Genomic DNA, 19863 nt, shown 5'->3' with positions numbered 1-19863 from the left:
TTGTTGTACAAAAAAGGATAGATGAACACAGGGATTTTAGTCCTGTTCATCTATCCTCTTTTTTTAGTATAAGATGTGTGACAATATTTACAGTTATATAATTTAAAGCTAATTTAGATATTTCCTAGACTTTTAATAAAAGATTTCAGAAGGTGGTTTATTATTTTATCCGGCAAGTTCATTTTGTACCGTCATGGCATGTTTAGCACGTTGTTTCTTTGATTTTCTAAAATACAGTAATTCATAGATACATGGGATGACAATCAATGTCAATAATGTGGCGACGGCTAAACCGCCAATTACGACGATAGCCAAGCTTTGTGAAACTAAGCTGCCTGTTTCCGCTTTTTTGAAAAGAAGTGGAAGCATGGCACAGATGGTAGCTACCGCTGTCATAATGATTGGACGCATTCTTGTCGCAGCAGCTTCAATAATCGCTTCACGGATGATCATTTTTTGTTCGTTTTGTTTTACTCGATCTAGTAAAACAATCGCATTTGTCACGACGATACCAATTAGCATTAATGCTCCTAGTAGTGCAGTAATATCAACAGTTATTCTACTAATAAGAATTCCTAATATAGCACCAATTGCCGCAAGTGGTAGCGAGAATAGAATTGCGATTGGCGCTTTGAATGATTTAAATGTGATAACCATAATCAGGAATACGATTCCGATGGACACAAGCATGATTAAGAATAAATCGGTGAAATCATCCGCTTGTTGTGCACTTGCTCCACCTACTAGCACTTCCACACCGTCAGGAAGTTCCATGGCTTTTTTGTCTTTTTTATCTCCGAATAGTTCAATGTTCACTTTAGCTGAGATTTCAGACAGCTTTGCAGGATCGACTGATGCCGTAACTTGCAAATACGTATCTCCATCTTTATGGAAACGGTTCGTTGAGCTTTCTTCACTTTGTAAAGTAGCGACTTCGGATACTGGTACCATGGTGGTTCCAGCCATGATCGGGATGTTTTTCAAGTCTTCAGGCGTCTTTGTATCCAGGACAGGCTCTAGGATTACAGGCGTTTGTTTATCATTCAAAGTGATGGAACCGATTGGAGTTCGGTTTAGCATGACACCTAATTGCCCGGCAATTTGCTCTGTATTCCCTTTAGTAGGATCGACCGTTAAAGAATACACCATTTTCTTTTCTTCTTGATTAGTTGTAACTTCTTCCACACCATCGATCTTTTGAACTTTCTCTTTGATGTCATTGGCAGTTGTTTCTAAATCATTAACATCATCACCGATGACATCGATTGTAATGTTTGTTTTTGCTCCACCCATCATGAAGGATGCAGCGGAAGCTTCTAATTCAGCACCAGGATATTGATCCTTTTGTTTTTCTATTTGCTTTAACACTTGATCTGTATTTTTCGTATCTTCCAATAAAATGCTTATGCTAGCCTGCGTCGGTGAAGTGACCCAGCCACTTTGTGCTGCTTCTTCAGAAGACCCTAATGTTAGGAATACATATTTTACTTCATCGATTTCACGGATCGTTTTTTCTAATTCGATTGCTTTTTCCTTTACGTCTTCAATCGGCGTATCATTCGGGTAGCTTAAAGTGGCTGCCACATAATCAGCAGATGAATTGTCCACCGCACCCTTTGGTATCGCAAAGTATGTGCCTATGGAACCGACAAATAACAGGAACGAAACGACAAGGATGACCCATTTATGATTCAATGACCAAGTCACAAATTTGACGAAGCGAAGAGAAGGTTTGTGCTCTGCAAGCTTTGTTTTCTTTAATAAACCAGCGCTCATTAACGGAACGACCGTTAACGCCACAATCAAGGATGCCAGTAATGAGTAGGTAACCGTTAAGGCGAATGGAAGTAGGAATTCCTGTAATCCGCCGTTTAACAAGCTCATTGGCAAGAAAACAGCTACTGTTGTCAATGTGGAAGCTGTAATCGCCACTCCTACTTCTTTTGTAGCATCAATGACCATCTGTACAGAAAACTTTTCTGTTTGCATCTTACGGAAGATATTTTCAATGACTACGATACTATCATCCACTAGTCGGCCAACCGCTACAGCCACTCCACCTAGAGTCAGAATGTTCAATGTTACTCCTGACCATGATAACAGGAATAGTGTAAAACAAAGTGATAATGGAATCGATACGATTGTTATGAAAGTGGATCGGATGTTTCGTAGGAAGACCATAATCACAATCGTTGCAAACAAAGCACCAAGAAGCACTTCTTTTACCATCGTATGCACAGAAGTCTCAACCATTTGGGCAGAGGATAGGTATAAAGTAGATTCTTGGTTTTTGTATTTCTTATTAATCTCTTTAACTAATTTTTCAACATCTTTGTTTAATGATACAGCATTCGATTGGCTGTCCTTCGTTACACTGATGTCGATGCTATCTTTTCCGTTAAAACGGCTGATCATATTTTCGTTCTTTGTTTCTTTAATTGTAGCAACATCGCCAAGCGTTACATTAGGAACGATATTTATGCCCTTAAGCTTTTCCAAGCTTTTCAAATCGCCTACAACCTTAATGTTGCTCGTTTTCCCATCAATGACTTTCTCCCCTACAGCCACAGCACTGTTTTGACCTTGGAGAACACCCATTACGGCTTGTAGTGGAACTTGATTTTGGGCTAATTTATCTTGGTCCACTTTCACAGAAATGACAGAATTAGAGATTCCTAATATCTGTACACTAGAAACGCCTTTTAGATCTTTGAACATTGGCTCTATTTCTTCTTTTACAAAGTCCATGTTTTCTTGTGTCATTCCATCATCGAACGTTATGGAAACAAAGGAAATTGGAATCATGGACGTGTTCAACTGAGTAACAGAAGGCTTCGAAATATTTGGAGGCAGTTGCAAATTACTAAGTGCCTCTTGGACTTCCTGCTTTGCTTCTTTCATGTTAGATCCTGATTCAAAGTACAGGTCTACCTTAGAAAATCCATCTCCAGTTGTAGAGTTTACATACCTTTTTCCTTTTACGCCTGTAACTGCCCTTTCAATTGGGGTTGTCACGGCGCTTTCCATTGTTTTTGAATCAGTTCCTTGACCTAACGACACGATGGTAACCTGTGGGTTATCAGCAGTGGGCAAGAACTCCATTGGAAGTCTAAAGTAACTGACAATCCCAACGGTTAAGACTAATATGGTCATTAAAGTTACAGCGGCCTTGTTTTTAAAGGACCACTTTGTAAACAAAGACATGAAAATCTCTCCTTTATTGGTAAAATTAACCTTTATTCCGAAATGAATCTTAACACAATAAATGGAGGTGGGATATAGAATTTATCGAAAAAACATAAAATTTTTACAAAGTGTTGAGTACTTACGATGTTTTCAATATGATGAATAATAAGCTAATAAACATTTAGAGATTGTGACCTCCGTCATAATAATTGTTTGAGGGGGAAGGGGGGAATTTAATTGAAAGTGCTTCGTTACTTTTTACTGATTACGGGATTGCTACTGTTTGGATTAGGGGTAGCAATTGCCATAAAAGTAAAACATCTTGGTTTGCATCCTTGGGATGTGTTAAATGTCGCGTTGTTTGAACGGTTTGGGCTTTCAATAGGGACATGGGGAATTATAAGTGGGCTCATCCTATTGATTTTTTCTCTAATAGTGAATCGGAAATATATTTTTATTGGAACGTTCTTAAATGCATTGCTGATTGGACCGTTTACCGACTTTTTCCTGTGGACAGACCTTCTACCTGAGGCCACACATTCGTGGGTAGACTATCTTATTTTACTTTTGGGAATTGTTATTGCAGGAACTGGAGGTGGGATGTATGTTGCAGCAGGACTAGGGGCAGGTCCGCGTGATGGATTCATGTTATACATATCTGACAAAACCAAATTATCCGTAAGCCATGCCCGGATTCTGGTGGAAAGTTTGATACTCATATTAGGTTACTTCCTTGGTGGACCAGTATTTGTGATGAGTTTCATCTATACCTTCCTATTAAGTCCCGTATTTGGTTGGTCAATGACGTTTTTTAAAGGGATATTGACAACCATCGAGGAGAAACATGTACCAAATAGTATTTCTTCTTAATGAAGAGGGCGACCCAAGTGTTAATGGGTCGCCCTTTATTGTTAAAATTCAGTTTACTATATTATGAGGACCCAGAAATATCTTTCTCTACTGCTTCCAAACTAGTAATAAGGTGATATTGACGATGACTATACCAATAAATATTTTACTTAATAGAGTTTGGCCGGATGCATATAATACGAAAGCTCCTAACCCGAAAACGAGAAATTCCACAATTAGTCGATAAGGGAGAGGCAGTTGATGAGACGATTTAGGTGCAACAAAAATTCCCCAGATAACTGCCACTAAAATAGGAAGACCTATTCCCGCTCCAAGCTTTTGGATCCAACTTTTAAATTGAAATCCCCAATATCCGATGGATGCTAATACAGATAATTCAAGGAGAAAACGAACTAGTAAGTTCAGGTTCTTTAATAAAGGCATATTTCATCCCCTTTCATGTTTTTAGTTAAATTATTATTATCTGTATCCTTATTATATGACAGGGGAAGAGATGCATATACCGTGCTAGAGGAATGGTGGAAAATACTTTCGATTTTTAAAAAATACAATCGATAATACTGAAAATATAATCGATTATCCAAAAATACAATCGAAAGTGGGATTTCCGAAGTTGAATTGGATTAAACCGTGACTTGGTGTGTAAGATAATATCGAAATGCCAAAAAAACTCCAAATACAAAACCTCGTAGAGCAGTTGCCCTACGAGGTTATTTTCATTTTACGATTGTCAGCTTTTGACCAACTTCAAGATATTTAGCTGGATCTAGATTGTTCGCTTTTACAATCGCATCTACAGATGTACCGTATTTTTGAGCGATCTTCCAAAGAGTGTCTCCACTTTGAACTGTGTGAATCACAGGTTGTTCAACTTGAACCTTTTCTGGAATTTTGATTGTTTGCCCAACTAGTAATGGCTTAGCCGAGTCTAGTTGATTTAACGTCGCAATCGCATCGATTGTTGTACCAAATTTTTGAGCAATCTTCCAAAGGGTATCCCCAGAAACAACTGTGTAAGTCATTGGTTGTGTTGGCTGAGGTGTTGGTGTAGCTGTTGGAATCACTAATTTTTGGCCAACTTGAAGATTACTTGGATCAATCTTGTTAGCATCAATGATAGCTTGAGTGGTAACATTGTATTTCTGAGCTATTTTCCACAAAACGTCTCCTGCTTGAACGACATGAATTGTTTGTCCAGTTGGAGGTGTTGGTTCTGTAGGTTTTACTGTTGGAACCTTTAATTTTTGCCCAACTAATAGGGGCTTATTTGGATCCAATTGATTTAGAGTAACGATTTCTGAAACTGTAGTATTGAACTTAGTAGCTATTTTCCATAATGTGTCACCGGATACTACAGTATATTCAGTTGTGTCTGGTGTTGTAGGAATTACGGTAACAGGTTCAACATCACTTACATTAATAGTTCCAGCTACTCCTTCTTTTACAAGCACTTGATACTTTCCGTTTTCAACTGTTTCAGATAGAAGAGGGAAAATATCTCCTTTTATCGCTGTATATCCTTGACCCATAGGCTCAATTGACATTGTTGCTTTTTCGCTAATTACACGTACATTTTTTACTGGCTGCATTGGTTCAATCTTCGTGCTACCTTCAACTCGGACACTTGCATCAGGGAATGTAATATATCCGAAGTTTCCACCTTCAATGATACCCAATTTTATGGAATAGCTTCCATTAGGTACTTTGCCACCCATCATGTCAGTGCCATCCCATTGGAATGTATGAACGCCAGGTTGGATTGTTTGTTCCGGTATGACATTTTTCACATGAGCACCTGCAGCATTCGTAATATATACTGTTACTTTAGCTGCTTTAGCAAGAGTGAATTCACCCGTCACCCTCTCGTTAGGAGTGATAGAGGATGACTTATAGGAAGCGCTTGTTACGATTTCTTTAAGTCGGGAAACAGGAATGTAATAGTCACCATCTTTTACAGTAATGGTACCCGGCTTAATCCAAGATTGTGTTGTAGAAGGGTAACTGTATGCTGTTTCAATATACTTGAAGACAACGTCATACGTTCCATCAGCTACAATTCTTCCAGATTTATCTGTTCCATTCCAGTTTATAATCTGGCTACCGGCAGCAAGCTTCATTTTTTGTCCGGCAAAAATTTCGTCACCGTTCTTTTGAATGCTTAGCTGTACTTCGGCAGGACGGTTCAAATTGAATTTTATTTGTGCATTATTTGTTGTACCGTATTTTGGTGAAAAAATATCTGGAGTTACAGTTACTCCATCAATGACAGCTTTAGGATTTGACTCGGATACTACCGTCAATTTTCCTAATGGATAGCCAACCATTTGGTCTAAACTCTTGTCCTGTAAATACGCTTTTATTTGGTATTCACCAGGAGGAAGTGCTTCTTTCTTTACTTCATCCCAAGGAACCCAATCAACCTTGTGATCAGTTTTGAAATCCGTACTAGAAAGAATGATTTTTCCTTGACGACCATTTCCGATTGCCATCAAATGACCTCGTGTAGGTACGCTTGTTTTCAAATCTATCGTTACAAATCCTGGTACAGTATTACCCTGATAGGCAACTGTATTAGATGAAAGATTAAAAGAAACAACATCTGCTTGAGCAGAAGCAAGTGATGGGATTGCAAAAGCAGCAATCAAGATTAATATGGAGAAAATTCTAAAAATAGATTTCGTCACTTTGGATGCTCCTTTTTGAAGTTATATTACAAAAATATATTAATCTCATTTCAGGGGTTTGACTATTGTATAAATATTACCAAGAAGTGATTATTTAGATTCAGAGAGAATTAGTAGGGATTATGTGTGGTTATAGACTGGATATTTTTATAGGGGGAGTAGGGAGAATAATATAAGTTTGGTTCCACTTGATGGCATTTAAAGCAAAATGTAACTGAGCTCCATTTTATCGTGCACTATTATCCAAATATCCTTCACTCACCCTTGGATATCCAGCACTTTCGACACCTTTATCCTTCACTTTTGAAAAATTATCCTTCACTTTTTAAGAAGTTTTAAAATTTACCCATCAAATAGAGACCTTTATCCATCATTCAGTCTGGATTTCATACATATAAGTCTACTTATCCTTCACTTACCACCAGTATCAATCACTTTAAAGTTATCATCACTTCGATTCTAGCGAATCCTCTATATTTTATGGGAGTCCATTTTATTTAAATTGAAAAGCCCCCCAAATAATGGGGGCCAATCATATTTATTATTTCATCATCATTTCTGCTACGATTTCATAGGAACGTAGACGTTTCTTGTGATTGTATATTTGGGAGATAATCATGATTTCATCAGCTTGAGTATCTGCGATAAAGGTTTGAAGCTTCCTTTTTACGGTTTCTGGGCTTCCGATGATGGAGGCGCCTAGTTGTTGTTTTAGGGCCTCTTTTTCGAATTCGTTCCAAAGTTCATCCATGTTTTCGACAGGTGGTTGTAATGGTGCTTCGTGGTTTCGGATTAAGTTTAGGAATTGTTGCTGTAATGAAGTGGCAAGTAGTTTTGCTTCTTCGTCTGTTTCTGCTGCAATGACATTCACACCGAGCATGGTATACGGTTTATCCAGTACTTTGGATGGTTTGAAGGTCCTTCGGTATAAATCTAGTGCTTGTATAGTGTTGTTAGGGGAGAAATGACTTGCAAAGGAAAACGGCAAACCTAATTGTCCCGCCAATTGTGCGCTGAAGCCACTTGAACCGAGTAACCAGATTGGAATGTCGAGGCCTTCGCCAGGGAAAGCTCTTACACCTGTTTTATTGGGTACAAGAGATGGATCAAAATATCCGCGAAGTTCTTCCAATTGCTCGGGGAAATCGTGGCCATCGCTTCGGCTACCTCGCCTTAAGGCGAATGCGGTACGTTGATCCGTCCCTGGTGCGCGTCCAAGTCCAAGGTCGATGCGTCCAGGGAATAGGGATTCTAGTGTCCCAAACTGTTCAGCTATAACAAGAGGGGCATGATTTGGCAACATGATTCCACCGGATCCGACTCGTATTTTGGATGTTCCAGCTGCCACATGGCCAATTACAACGGAGGTGGAGGAACTGGCAATGAAGGGCATGTTATGGTGTTCCGCCAGCCAGTATCGGTTATAGCCCCATTTTTCGACGTGTTGGGCAAGTTGCAAAGTATTCCGAAAAGATTCTGCTGGAGTCCCACCCACCACAATTGGTGCAAGATCCAGAACGGAAAAGCGTGTAGTACCTTCTATATATTCAGACATAAAATCATCTTCCTTCTATATAAATAATGAAGCACTTTTGATTTTATCAAGATTATTTCGTGTATCAAAATAAAATGCCTGAAAGAAAATTTTACACATATATTTTTGATGTTAAATCGCGTACTATTAGGGCTACTGGAAATAATATCACGAAATAGGTATTTTATCCTATATCAAAACCATGTATAATCATAGTTTGGAAAACGTTTCATAATTTTAACAGACAGGGTTGTAAAAAGATGAAAATGAGAAAAGGTTTTACCCTCCGTTTTGTAATTAGTGTACTCGTGGTGGTATCAGTACTTTTGACGGCGATAGTCATCGGGTATTCAGCGTACAACTCTATCAAGCAGACTTTAACGTCAAACTATGAAAAAAATAATCTACAGTATGCTAAGAAACTTTCTTCAGAGACTAGTGCATTGTTGAAATCTATGGAAACAGAGCTGGAGTCGATTTCTACATATGCAAAAAATAACAAAGTGACTCAATATGATATAGATTTAATGCTAAAAGCAAATAGTCATTATTTTAACTCCATTTTTATTGCAAACGAAAATAGAATCCTACAGAAGGCTAGTCCTGAAAATCAAGGGTTCCAACCAGGACTAAAAATTAATACGGATGTAGCTAAACACGTTATTAAATTAAAAAAACCATTTGTTTCAGATCCATATATAGCAACGACTGGACGTTTGATTGTTTTAGTGTCGTATCCCATTTTTGACCCAAAAGGTTCTTACAAGGGATATGTAGGTGGGACCATTTATCTTGAAGAAGAGAATGTTTTAAGCAATATGCTACGTGAGCATTTTTTCGGAGATGGTTCTTATGTGTATGTGGTAGATAAAGCAGGAAAGATCATTTTTCATCCTGATAAAAAAAGGATAAATGAAGGAGTTTTATTCAATCCAGTGGTTAAGAAAGTAATTTCTGGACAGAGTGGATCTCAACAGGTGAGAAATTCAAAAGGTATCGATTTTTTTGTAGGATATACCGTTGAACCGACTACTGGTTGGGGGATAGTTTCTCAAACGCCTATTAAGGTATTAAACGAACCTCTGAAAGAATTGATTGTACAAATCGTGTTAAGAGCCTTGCCACTATTCATTTTGATTATTGCGGTTTCATGGTGGATTACTCTGCAGATTGCAAGACCCCTTCATAGCTTGGCTAGATATTCAGAAGAAGCAATCGTGCAAAGGAGAAGTCAGTGTCCCAATTCGTCTAATATTAACTCAAGTATTTATGAAGTAAGGCAGCTATATCGACATATTAATAACCATTTAAATGTCTTACACCATGAAAGTCGTGTAGATGGATTAACAGGACTATCTAATCGAAGAACATTCGAAAGGGTAGGGGGCGAAATGATTCAAGAAGGTCATCCTTTTTCTCTTATCCTCCTAGATGCAGACAATTTTAAGAAGGTTAATGATACGTTCGGTCATTTAATTGGAGATGAGGTTCTCATATTTTTAGCTTCTAAAATGAACTCGATTGCAAGAGATGGTGATTTACCATTTAGATATGGTGGGGAAGAGTTTGGTATCTTGGTGAATGATGGGGATGTTGAAGCAGCCATGAGTATAGCGGAAGAATTAAGGAATACAGTTGAACAAGGTATAGGACCGAATGGAATCTCTATAACTATTTCTCTTGGGATTGCAACCTATCAAAAAAATGAAGAAAACCTTAATGAAATTATTGAGAGGGCGGATTTTGCCCTTTATCAATCGAAATCAAACGGAAAAAACAAAACCACTGTGTTTGTTGATTCTCAAATTCTTTGACATATTCAAATAATTATTATAAGATAGGTTTATAGTAAAATAGTTCTCCTAAAGGGGAGTAGCTTTTACATTAAAGTCGTCATTTCGGAGGTTGATTCTCCCGGCTTTAATGGCAACCAACAGTTGTTAGCAAGACCTTTACCGATTGGTATAGGTCTTTATTTTTTTAACCTTTACCATAATACGGTAAAGGTTTTTTCGTTTTTAGAATGAATAAATTGGCACATTGAAGACATATATGCCAATTAGGAATGAAGTATAAATGAAACGAACGACTTGTCTTTGCAATAGGGCATGCTAATCGGCTAGTTTTCTAATTTTACTATAAATAATTTTTAGATAGGAGAATCATCATGAGAAAAGCAAAAATGACTATTACAGAATTAATTAATAAAAATAAAGCTGAACTTTTAAAAGATAAAGAGAAACTTGAAGTCATCGAAAAACGTATAGATGCTAAATATGTAAATTCAAAGTAGAAAGGAGACTTTACAGTGAAATCATTCAGTGAATTGGCTAATAGTGTATCTATAACAAAGAAGGGCACAAATTTTATACTGAATGATAAGGATCCGGATTTGACTTTGATCGGTGAAGGTAGAAGTGCATTTGTATTTAGGATTGGAACGACAGAAAAAGTTTTGAAAGTGTTTTTTCCTGAGTTTGTAAAAGTGGCAAAAGAAGAAGCAGAAATTTATAAAATATTAAGGGGTACTTCATATTACTCATCCTTGCATGAAGCAGGAAAAAATTATCTCGTAATAGATTATATTGAAGGACATACATTGTTCAGTTGTTTGGAAAAAGGCATTCCGATTTCAATTGAGAGCCTCAAAGAAGTTGATCGTGCTTTAGGATTGGCAAAAGAAAAAGGACTAAATCCGTCTGATGTGCATTTAAGGAATATAATAATTACATTTGATGGAAAAGTTAAATTAATTGATGTTGCTAGATTTAGACAAACGAAGAACTGTTCACAATGGAAAGACCTTAAAGCAGCTTTTCATATGTTTTATTTGCAAAGATATTTTCCTAAAAAAATCCCTGCGACTATATTGAATTTAGTTGCATTATTATATAAGAAGAAACTACTTCCAGCTTTATCTTAATTGAAGTTATTTCCAGTCCTCCTGAAAAAAAGTATGGTATATTGAAAATACTAAAATATTCGGAGGAAGATAATGGCTAGTCAAGTGCAATTTTTAGGAGCGAAACTACTAGAAAAGAAATACGAAATTGCAAAAAAATGTACATGAAGACCGCTTATCAGTTTTGACACCAGAACAGAAGGCGCAGATTCCACGTGATCGGAGAGTTTACAAATATCTCATCTTTTAATGACCTGTCTGGAGTGGCAATAGTGGATACGATGGTAGCGGATCAACTCTTTAAAGTCATTGCTTCATTAAAACTTCTTGGAGTTCAAACGACACTTACAGGTCTACGTCCAGAAATCGCCCAGACCGTTATTAACATCGGAGTAGATTTTAGTAATCTATCAATCAAGGGGAATTTAAAGCAAGCATTAAGTGATTTAGATTTATTCTAATTTTCTTGACAGGATTTTTAAGTTGCCTTAATAGTATATGAATATCTATGAAAATTAAATTAACTTATCAAGAGAAGCCTAGGGACTGGCCCGATGAAGCTTCAGCAACCTCTATTTTCTAATAGAAAGGTGCTAAATCCAGCAGACTTAGTCTGAGAGATAAGCCGACAGGACATACAAATCCTCTTCCTTATCTGGAAGGGGATTTTTTTATACCTTTAAAACCTACTATTCCAATAAGTTTTATGTAAGGAGTGATTTTATTGAACAAACAAATTCAAATAAAATGGAAAGATCTCAATCTATCCGCAATCATACATTTTCCAGCATGTTACCTTGAAGGAAAAAACAAACGTTACCCTTTGATTATTATTTGTCATGGTTTCATAGGAAGTAAGGTTGGTGTGAATCGTCTTTTTGTAAAAGCTGCAGAAGAACTATCAAAACTTGATGCGATTGTGTTGAGGTTTGATTATTCGGGTTGTGGAGAAAGTGAAGGGAATTATGGAGAGAATCATTTTGATGATTTAGTAAGTCAAACGATACAAGTGATAGATTTTGCTTTGACAATAGAGGAAGTAGACCCTAATCATCTCATACTTATTGGTCATAGTTTAGGAGGAGCTGTAGCCATGATTACTGCTGCAAGAGATGATAGAGTGAAAAAGTTGGTTTTATGGTCGGCTGTTGCCAATCCATTTAAAGATATCTTGTCCATTGTTGGTGTAAATAAATATGAAAAACTTCAAGGGAGGATGGAATTAGATTATCTTGGTTATCCACTTAAGAAAGAATTTTTTCTATCCATGGCAAACCATCACCCATTAAAGAATGTAGGTAATTTTACTGGTGACGTATTAGTCGTGCATGGAACAGAGGATGAAGAAATACCAGTTGAATACTGTTTTCATTACTTTTATGCTTTGCGATCAAGACCTATTGGGAGATGCAAAAAGCAAGTGATTATGGGGGCAAACCATACCTATTCTTCAATAAAAGGCTACAGAGAGCTAATGGATACGACATTAGAGTGGTTAATAAAGGCTAATCAATAAATCCTAGAAGGCTTTGATGATGACAAACGTGGAATTTTGGCAACTTTTGTAAAAAAGTGCAATATTCTATACAGTAAGTTGTCCATTAAACAGAAACGAGGAATCATTATGCGAAACCATTTGTGTGGTAGAAAAGACCATGATAAGGATAAACATAAAGATAAAGAAATGATTTGCAATAGCATATGTGGGAATTTATTGTTAAGTGATCAGGCGTCGAATTTGGAGATTTGGAGAGAAAAAACAGAAAAAGATGCGTTCATTTCTATTTCTGTATTCAATTGCAGTCACAGTACAGCAACTATAAGGGTAAGCGTGTTTCGAGAAGAAGAATTGCCTGTAAAATTTAATGTTCCTCCAGGTAATACACTTTCAGCTACTGTCGATGATGCAAAATCGGTGACTGTCACTCGAATAGGTGAAGGAAGAATAGACGGTAAATTTTGTTTGGATGTTTGTATTCCAATAAAGAAAAAAGACCACAAAGACCGTTGTCATAAACACTCTTGTAAAATAGACAAGTGTAGAAAATCAGAACGAGCAAGAAATAGCAATGATGATTACTGGGAATGGCATTAATTAAATAGATTTGCTTTTATCACCTCAATTGATAGATTGGGGTGATTTTTTATTGGAATATCAAAATTTTAATAGAGAAAATCCGCAAATATAGTATCAGTCTGTGGACAAGTTGCATTTAATGTACGGTAAGACAATAAATCAAACAAACAAGGAGAGATTTAATATGTGTGGAAATCACGGAAATAATTTTAATGGATTCTGCTGTCCAGATCCACAAATTTTTGTAGAAAAGAATTGTGGGAATTTAAGAGGTCCGCTTGGAGCACCTGCAAATGGAACTATACCTGCAGTATTCGCACCAGTATGGACTGGGCCTACAGACGGCGATTATTTTCAAGGAACATTTGAAGTTTTTAACTGTGGACCAGTTGGTAATATCCAATTTCGAGTAAGTCCGAATGCAACTGTAATTACTGTACCTCCTGGGAATTCTATTGCAGTATCTGTTAATAATCCAACTAGTTTTGAGGTTATTGTGCCAACTGGAACAAGCGGGAAATTCTGTATCACATTGTATAAGCGCGTTATCTGTTAGTTTGAAACACTAAAATAATAAAATAGGAGAGAAATAATATGTGTGGAACTCATGATAATCACAGTGGATTTAATGGATTTTGTTGTCCAGATCCTAAAATTTTTCAAGAAGAAATTTGTGGAAATATTAAAGGGCTGTTTGCACAAAGAACTAGATTTTGGCAAGTACTCGACCCTATAGATAGTGACTATTTTCAAGGAACATTTGAAGTATTTAACTGTGGGAATGATAACATTACATTTGCAGTTTTACTTGCAGATGGAACTAATACAGGACCTATAATTGTTACACCTGGAAATACTAGAAAAATATCAGTGAATAATCCAATAGCCTTGACTATTATTACAGCTAGCGCAGCTTCACAAGGGAAATTCTGCATTACTTTGTACAAGCGTGTAGTTTGCTAATTAACATATTTCAATTTACCATCCTAAAAAGAAGTTTAGAATAGATTGTATTTGAGAGGCTTGAGAAGGACCATTCAAGCCGCTCATTTAATTTTATGTCTAAATCTTCTCAGGAAACTACAACATATTCCCATCAGATCATGCATTCTGCCGCGGTGGAAGATTCAAGGTCAGTGACTGTCATGAACTTGGATTTGGATGAGCATCTACAGAGAAAAAACAGGCATGATAAAAAGGAAGACTTTGATATGCCCGTTAATTACTATTATTCTTGCATCAATTATCTGATTTTTCAAGAACAAGGATTGACACAAAGCCCTTGTCATAAAGGCACATTTAGGTAAGTGTTGAAGATCAGAAAGAATTAGAAATAGTAATGATGATTATTGGTTATGGCATTAATTTAATAGATTTGCTCTTATCACCTCAATTAATAGTTTGGGGTGATTTTTTTATCGAAAAATCAAAACTTAATAGATAAAATCCGCAATTATAAGTGTCAGTCTGAGGACAAGTTGCATTTAATGTACGGTAAGACAAAAACAAATTAAGCAAACAAGGAGAGATTTTAATATGTGTGGAAATCACGGAAGTAATTTTAATGGATTCTGCTGTCCAGACCCACAGATTTTTGTAGAAAAGAATTGTGGGAATTTAAGAGGTCCGCTTGGCACTACTGAAACCACCCCTGATACTTTTGCTCCTGTATGGACTGGGCCAGCAGATGGCGATTATTTTCAAGGAACTTTTGAAGTTTTTAACTGTGGACCAGTTGGGAATATCCTATTTCGGGTAAGCCCGAATGCAACTGTCATTACTGTACCTCCTGGGAATTCTATTGCTGTATCAGTAAATAATCCAACTAGTTTTGAGGTTATTGTGCCAACTGGAACAAGCGGGAAATTCTGTATCACATTGTACAAACGCGTTATCTGTTAGTTTGAAACACTAAAAAAATAAATAATGGGAGAGAATAAATATGTGTGGAAATAACGGAAGTAGTGTTAATGGATTCTGCTGTCCAGATCCTAAGATTTTCCAAGAGGAAATTTGTGGGAATATTCAAGGTCCAGTTAGGGATAATTTTTGGCAAGTACTCGACCCTATAGATAGTGACTATTTTCAAGGAACATTTGAAGTATTTAACTGTGGGAATGATAACATTGAATTTGCAGTTTTTTCTGTAGGGGGTACGAGTACGGGAATTATAACTGTTACACCTGGAAATACTAGAAAAGTTTCAGTAAATAATCCAATAAGATTTGCTATTACCACTCCTCCTATTTTGGGTGATAATCCAAATAGATCAAGAGGAAAATTCTGTATTACTCTGTACAAGCGTGTATTCTGTTAATAAATAATAAATTCAATCTATCATCCACAAATAGCAATTTAAAATAGATTGAATTTTTGAGAGGCTTGTGAAAGATTCAGACAAGTCTCTCATTAAATTTATTTAATTTCAAAAACTACTTTGAATTTGACTATGGCATTAATTAAATAGAAATACATGTTACACCTCAATTGAGGTGTTTTTTTTATTAAGACTAGTTATTCAAATTCCACGGTTGCAAGTGTCAGTCTGTGGACAAGTTGCATCTAATGTAAGGTAAGACAAATTTCAATTTCATAAAGTAAGGTGGGATTGAATATGTGTGGCAATCATAAAAACCATAACAATAATGGATTCTGCTGCCCAAATCCACAGAATTTTGTAGAAGAGAATTGTGGGAATATAAGAGGTCCGCTTGAACTTGTTACAGTATGGAGTGCACCTGCAGATAGCGATTATTTTCAGGGAACATTTGAAGTATTTAACTGTGGAACAGGTAATATAACGTTTTCAGTAAATCAAACAGGAACTATAGCAGAAAGAATTATAGTAACTCCTGGTAATACTAGGAAAATATCGGTGAATAATCCAATTAGTTTTATTGTTAGCGCACCTGCTGGAACAAGTGGTAAATTCTGCATCACCTTGTACAAGCGTGTAGTTTGCTAATTAACAAATTCAATTTATCATCCTAAAAAGTAGTTTAGAATAGATCTAATTTGAGAGGCTTGAGAAGGAACAATGCAAGTCTCTCATTTTAGTTATGTCTAAATCTACTCAGAAATCTACATCATATTCCAATCAGATCATGCATTCTTCCACAGGGGAAGATTCAAGGTCAGTAATTGTCATGAACTTGGAATTGGATGTGAGAAAAAATAAAATGATAAAAAATCCGATTTTGACATGCCCTTACTAACCTTGTTAATTATTATTGAACTAATCATTTGGATTGCTTAGAAAAGGGATTGCAACAAAGATCACGGCAAAAAAGTGTGTAGTAGATCAGAACGAAAAAGAAATAGCAATGATGATTATAGGGACTGGCATTAATTAAATAGAGTTGCGCATATCACCTCAATTGATAGTTTGGGGTGAATTTTTTTATCATATCAAAACTAATTATTAAAAATTCCGCATTTGTATGTGTCAGACAGTGGACAAGTTGCATCTAATGTAAGGTAAGAGCTAATCAAAATAATCCGCAAGGAGAGATATGATATGTGTGGAAGTCATAATAACCATGATAATGGAGGATTTTGCTGCCCAGATCCTCAGATTTTTGTGGAAAAAAATTGTGGGAATTTAAGAGGTCCGCTTGGAACACCTGCTATGGGTGATGTAGCAGCAGTATTCGCACCGGTATGGACGGGGCCTACCGACGGAGATTATTTTCAGGGAACATTTGAAGTTTTTAACTGTGGGCCAGTAGGGGATATCCAATTTTTGGTTGATCCGCTAACAACCCCAATAGTTGTACCTCCTGGGAATTCAAAAACCGTATCAGTGAATAATCCAAATAATTTTAGAGTATTGATTCCAACTGGAACAAGTGGGAAATTCTGTATCACATTATACAAGCGTGTTTTCTGTTAATTTGAAAACACTGAAATAATGAAATAAGGGAGAGAAATTTATGTTTGGAACACATGATAAAAACGAAGGATTTTGTTGTCCAGATCCTAAGATTTTTCAAGAGGAAATTTGTGGAAATATCAAAGGTCTACAACCACCAGGAACAACCTATTGGTTTGTACCTGCACCTGTAGATAGTGACTATTTTCAAGGCACATTTGAAGTATTTAATTGTGGGAATGATAACATTGTGTTTGCAATTACAAGAGCAGATGGAACTTTTACAGAAGACATAGTTGTTACACCTGGAAATACTAGAAAAATATCTGTAAATATTCCAGTGAGACTTAATATTTTTACAACTAGCGCAAGCTCACAAGGTAAATTCTGCATCACCTTGTACAAGCGTGTAGTTTGCTAATAAAAAGAATAATTCGAATTCTAATAGAGTCGATTTATTAAATAAAGGCTTGTCAGTTTAATAGGCAAGCCTCTCATTTATTTTTTAGTCTAAAACAGTCAATAAAATTACATTCTTTTCCTATCAGATTATCCCTTTTGCCATAGTGTGAGATACAAGGTTGGAAACGGTATTGAATTTTGGTGAAGGAAGAGAAAACGGTAAATTGATTAGTTTGCATGTGCATCTTCAGGAAAATTAGGAATGATAAAAAAAACGAATTAATCGTTTGTATTTTTAAAAATATGGAATGAGACAAAGAGCACTGCAAAAAGATCCCACCAAAAAACAAGTGAGTAGAAGATCAGAACTAATAAGAAATTATCAAAATGATTATTGGCTATGGCATTAACATTATAGAAATTTCTTAAATCACCTTAAATGATAGTTTGAGTTTTTATATTCAAAATTCCGCCGTTGTATGTGTCAGTCGTAGGACAGGCTGCATCTAATGTAAGGTAAGACAAATTTCATCAAGTAAGGAGGGATTTATTATGTGTGGAAGTCATAAAAACCATAACAATGGTGGATTCTGTTGCCCAAACCCACAGATTTTTGTAGAAGAGAATTGTGGGAACTTAAGAGGACCGCTTGGAACAATTGTGGGTGGTGAACCTGCTACTTTTGTTACAGTCTGGAGTGGACCTACTGATAGCGATTATTTTCAAGGAACCTTTGAAGTGTTCAATTGTGGACCGACAGGTAATATTACATTTAATGTAGGAACTACAACAGGAGAAGTTGCGTTAAATTTTACAGTAACACCTGGAAATACTAGAAAAATATCAGTAAATAGTCCAAGTAGCTTTAATGTAAATGTTCCTGCTGGAACAAGTGGGAAATTTTGCATCACCTTGTACAAGCGTGTAGTCTGCTAATTAATATGAGGAGAGGCTTGTCTGTATTATAGACAAACCTCTTTTTTATTAAAATTTATTTGGAAACTGCTTTATGATCCCATCAGAAAGAGCATCAGCCAATTTAATTAGGTGGTTTACACCTTTATCAAACGCATCGATATTTGCTTGCCAATCCTTATGAAGGCGGGCAACCAGTTCGTTTGTGACCATTTGTAAATGCATATGCAGCAATTCTTTTAAATCGCTTTCCTTCCAGTTTGGATTCGCGCTGCTTAAAAACTTGGCCATATCATCAGCGTTTCGATACCATTCTTGATTTTGTTGTTGTAATGTGGCTTGGTCACCTTTTTTAGCAGCGTCCACAATTTTGCCTGCTATTACAATATGCTCTTTTAATAATTCAGTGAGTTTATTTCCTGCTTCTTCTCCATAGATTGGTTTAATAGCATTCCCGATATCTTCTTGGTTTTTAAGTAATCTTTTTAATACCAATTCTTGGTCTTCCAAACCTGCAAGAGCACTATTCATATAGGTTCTTGTCCAGAGTGCATGCTCCATCCAGAGTTTCCTCATGTCACCCTTTAACTGCACAGCAGCTTTGCTAAAACAATTTTTTTGATCGCATGGCTTGCCAACTGCGGAAGCTGTCATAGGTGAAAGGACTAAAGCGATTGCCATTAATAAAATGGATAGTTTTATGAAGTGTTTTTTCATATGTATCGTCTCCTTTTGTAAATTTAACACCAGTTTTATTATTTGATGATCTTTCAAATTTCACTCAAGTCTTTTATCTTGAATTCTTCTTTTTTTCATCCAATATTTGGAGTGTGGGGGGTGGATGTATGAAAAAGGCTTTAGTTGTTGGTGGGACTGGGATGTTAGCAGACGTTTCGATATGGTTAGCAACTCAAGGGTATAATGTACATGTTGTTGGTCGAAATCAAGATAGAATGGACCGAATAAAAAGCAGTTTTCCAGACGAATCTTTACTTACACCTATGTTACTGGATTATAGAAATGGAGATGAATTAATAGAAGCATTTCAAAAACATGGTACGTTTAATTTAATAGTTGCTTGGATTCACTCTATTGCTGACCATTCTGTTCAAACTATCATAAAAGAAAATGGAAGAAGAAAAGAACCTTGGTCTTTTTTTCATGAGTTAGGGAGTAGCAGGGATTTAGAAGAAACCAAAAAAAGAGCTGAAACTCCAAATGGATGTGTTTATCATCAAATACAGTTAGGTTTCGTACCTGAGGGATCCACTTCAAGATGGTTAACTAATGATGAAATTGCAAGAGGAGTCATTGAAGCCATTAAGCTGAAAGATTCTATATATACTGTGGGAATGGTTAAACCATGGGAAAGACGGCCAAATTGGTAGGAGTGGCATAAATGTTATACGGTGCTTACTAGGG

The 19863-nt window shown here is 36.3% G+C and carries 20 protein-coding genes, 1 pseudogene and 1 riboswitch; of the genes and pseudogenes, 16 read left to right on the top strand and 5 right to left on the bottom strand.

Annotated elements, in window-relative coordinates; translation table 11 throughout:
- Positions 1–165 precede the first annotated feature (165 nt).
- Complete coding sequence (locus tag G3O09_RS05470) at positions 166–3204, bottom strand: efflux RND transporter permease subunit (protein WP_163100475.1); 3039 nt, start codon at positions 3202–3204, stop codon at positions 166–168.
- Between the two features lie 219 nt (positions 3205–3423).
- Between G3O09_RS05470 and G3O09_RS05465 the strand changes: the two genes are divergently transcribed.
- The gene (locus G3O09_RS05465; protein ID WP_163100474.1) at positions 3424–4056 is read left to right on the top strand and encodes a YczE/YyaS/YitT family protein; all 633 of its coding nucleotides are present in this window, start codon (positions 3424–3426) and stop codon (positions 4054–4056) included.
- 87 nt (positions 4057–4143) lie between these two features.
- Here the strand turns inward: G3O09_RS05465 and G3O09_RS05460 are convergent, their stop codons facing one another.
- From G3O09_RS05460 to G3O09_RS05450, 3 genes are all read right to left on the bottom strand, one after another.
- Positions 4144–4479, bottom strand: coding sequence for a YrdB family protein (locus G3O09_RS05460; RefSeq protein WP_163100473.1), 336 nt, complete (start codon positions 4477–4479; stop codon positions 4144–4146).
- A 293-nt stretch (positions 4480–4772) separates the two neighbouring features.
- Positions 4773–6740 (bottom strand): LysM peptidoglycan-binding domain-containing protein, encoded by a 1968-nt coding sequence (locus G3O09_RS05455; RefSeq protein WP_163100472.1) that lies wholly within the window; start codon positions 6738–6740, stop codon positions 4773–4775.
- Between the two features lie 541 nt (positions 6741–7281).
- Positions 7282–8295, bottom strand: coding sequence for an LLM class flavin-dependent oxidoreductase (locus G3O09_RS05450; RefSeq protein WP_163100471.1), 1014 nt, complete (start codon positions 8293–8295; stop codon positions 7282–7284).
- 239 nt (positions 8296–8534) lie between these two features.
- On the opposite strand from G3O09_RS05450, the gene G3O09_RS05445 reads away from it, so the two are divergent.
- From G3O09_RS05445 to G3O09_RS05380, 14 genes and pseudogenes are all read left to right on the top strand, one after another.
- Positions 8535–10088, top strand: a complete 1554-nt coding sequence (locus G3O09_RS05445; protein ID WP_163100470.1) for a sensor domain-containing diguanylate cyclase — start codon at positions 8535–8537, stop codon at positions 10086–10088.
- Between the two features lie 353 nt (positions 10089–10441).
- Complete coding sequence (locus tag G3O09_RS05440; protein ID WP_163100469.1) at positions 10442–10567, top strand: FbpB family small basic protein; 126 nt, start codon at positions 10442–10444, stop codon at positions 10565–10567.
- 99 nt (positions 10568–10666) lie between these two features.
- On the top strand, positions 10667–11197 hold the full coding sequence (locus G3O09_RS05435; RefSeq protein ID WP_338048403.1) for a protein kinase family protein: 531 nt from the start codon (positions 10667–10669) through the stop codon (positions 11195–11197).
- A 230-nt stretch (positions 11198–11427) separates the two neighbouring features.
- Positions 11428–11637: pseudogene (locus G3O09_RS05430) on the top strand (STAS domain-containing protein); the annotation flags it as partial.
- Between the two features lie 61 nt (positions 11638–11698).
- A riboswitch (SAM riboswitch) is annotated at positions 11699–11803 on the top strand.
- A gap of 97 nt (positions 11804–11900) precedes the next feature.
- Positions 11901–12692 (top strand): alpha/beta hydrolase family protein, encoded by a 792-nt coding sequence (locus G3O09_RS05425; protein ID WP_163100467.1) that lies wholly within the window; start codon positions 11901–11903, stop codon positions 12690–12692.
- A gap of 108 nt (positions 12693–12800) precedes the next feature.
- Complete coding sequence (locus G3O09_RS05420; RefSeq protein WP_163100466.1) at positions 12801–13271, top strand: S-Ena type endospore appendage; 471 nt, start codon at positions 12801–12803, stop codon at positions 13269–13271.
- A 166-nt stretch (positions 13272–13437) separates the two neighbouring features.
- On the top strand, positions 13438–13809 hold the full coding sequence (locus G3O09_RS05415) for an S-Ena type endospore appendage (RefSeq protein ID WP_163100465.1): 372 nt from the start codon (positions 13438–13440) through the stop codon (positions 13807–13809).
- Positions 13810–13847: 38 nt separating this feature from the next.
- On the top strand, positions 13848–14216 hold the full coding sequence (locus tag G3O09_RS05410; RefSeq protein ID WP_163100464.1) for an S-Ena type endospore appendage: 369 nt from the start codon (positions 13848–13850) through the stop codon (positions 14214–14216).
- A 573-nt stretch (positions 14217–14789) separates the two neighbouring features.
- Entirely contained in the window at positions 14790–15155 is a 366-nt protein-coding gene (locus G3O09_RS05405; RefSeq protein WP_163100463.1) for an S-Ena type endospore appendage, read from the top strand.
- Between the two features lie 40 nt (positions 15156–15195).
- A complete protein-coding gene (locus tag G3O09_RS05400) occupies positions 15196–15570 on the top strand; it encodes an S-Ena type endospore appendage (protein ID WP_163100462.1) in 375 nt (124 codons plus the stop codon).
- Positions 15571–15867: 297 nt separating this feature from the next.
- Entirely contained in the window at positions 15868–16218 is a 351-nt protein-coding gene (locus G3O09_RS05395; RefSeq protein ID WP_163100461.1) for an S-Ena type endospore appendage, read from the top strand.
- A gap of 552 nt (positions 16219–16770) precedes the next feature.
- The gene (locus G3O09_RS05390; RefSeq protein ID WP_163100460.1) at positions 16771–17145 is read left to right on the top strand and encodes an S-Ena type endospore appendage; all 375 of its coding nucleotides are present in this window, start codon (positions 16771–16773) and stop codon (positions 17143–17145) included.
- Positions 17146–17185: 40 nt separating this feature from the next.
- Positions 17186–17545 (top strand): S-Ena type endospore appendage, encoded by a 360-nt coding sequence (locus tag G3O09_RS05385; RefSeq protein WP_163100459.1) that lies wholly within the window; start codon positions 17186–17188, stop codon positions 17543–17545.
- Positions 17546–18078: 533 nt separating this feature from the next.
- Complete coding sequence (locus G3O09_RS05380; protein ID WP_163100458.1) at positions 18079–18462, top strand: S-Ena type endospore appendage; 384 nt, start codon at positions 18079–18081, stop codon at positions 18460–18462.
- Positions 18463–18510: 48 nt separating this feature from the next.
- Here G3O09_RS05380 and G3O09_RS05375 read toward each other — a convergent pair whose 3' ends face one another.
- A complete protein-coding gene (locus tag G3O09_RS05375) occupies positions 18511–19158 on the bottom strand; it encodes a glycosyltransferase (RefSeq protein WP_163100457.1) in 648 nt (215 codons plus the stop codon).
- Positions 19159–19286: 128 nt separating this feature from the next.
- On the opposite strand from G3O09_RS05375, the gene G3O09_RS05370 reads away from it, so the two are divergent.
- Entirely contained in the window at positions 19287–19829 is a 543-nt protein-coding gene (locus G3O09_RS05370) for a Rossmann-fold NAD(P)-binding domain-containing protein (protein WP_163100456.1), read from the top strand.
- The last annotated feature ends 34 nt before the right edge of the window (positions 19830–19863 follow it).

It is taken from the genome of Peribacillus alkalitolerans (assembly GCF_010882125.1).
Taxonomy (GTDB): domain Bacteria; phylum Bacillota; class Bacilli; order Bacillales; family DSM-1321; genus Bacillus_BN; species Bacillus_BN alkalitolerans.
The sequence above is the reverse complement of the archived record's forward strand: the minus strand, read 5'-3'. Positions and strand labels throughout refer to the sequence as shown.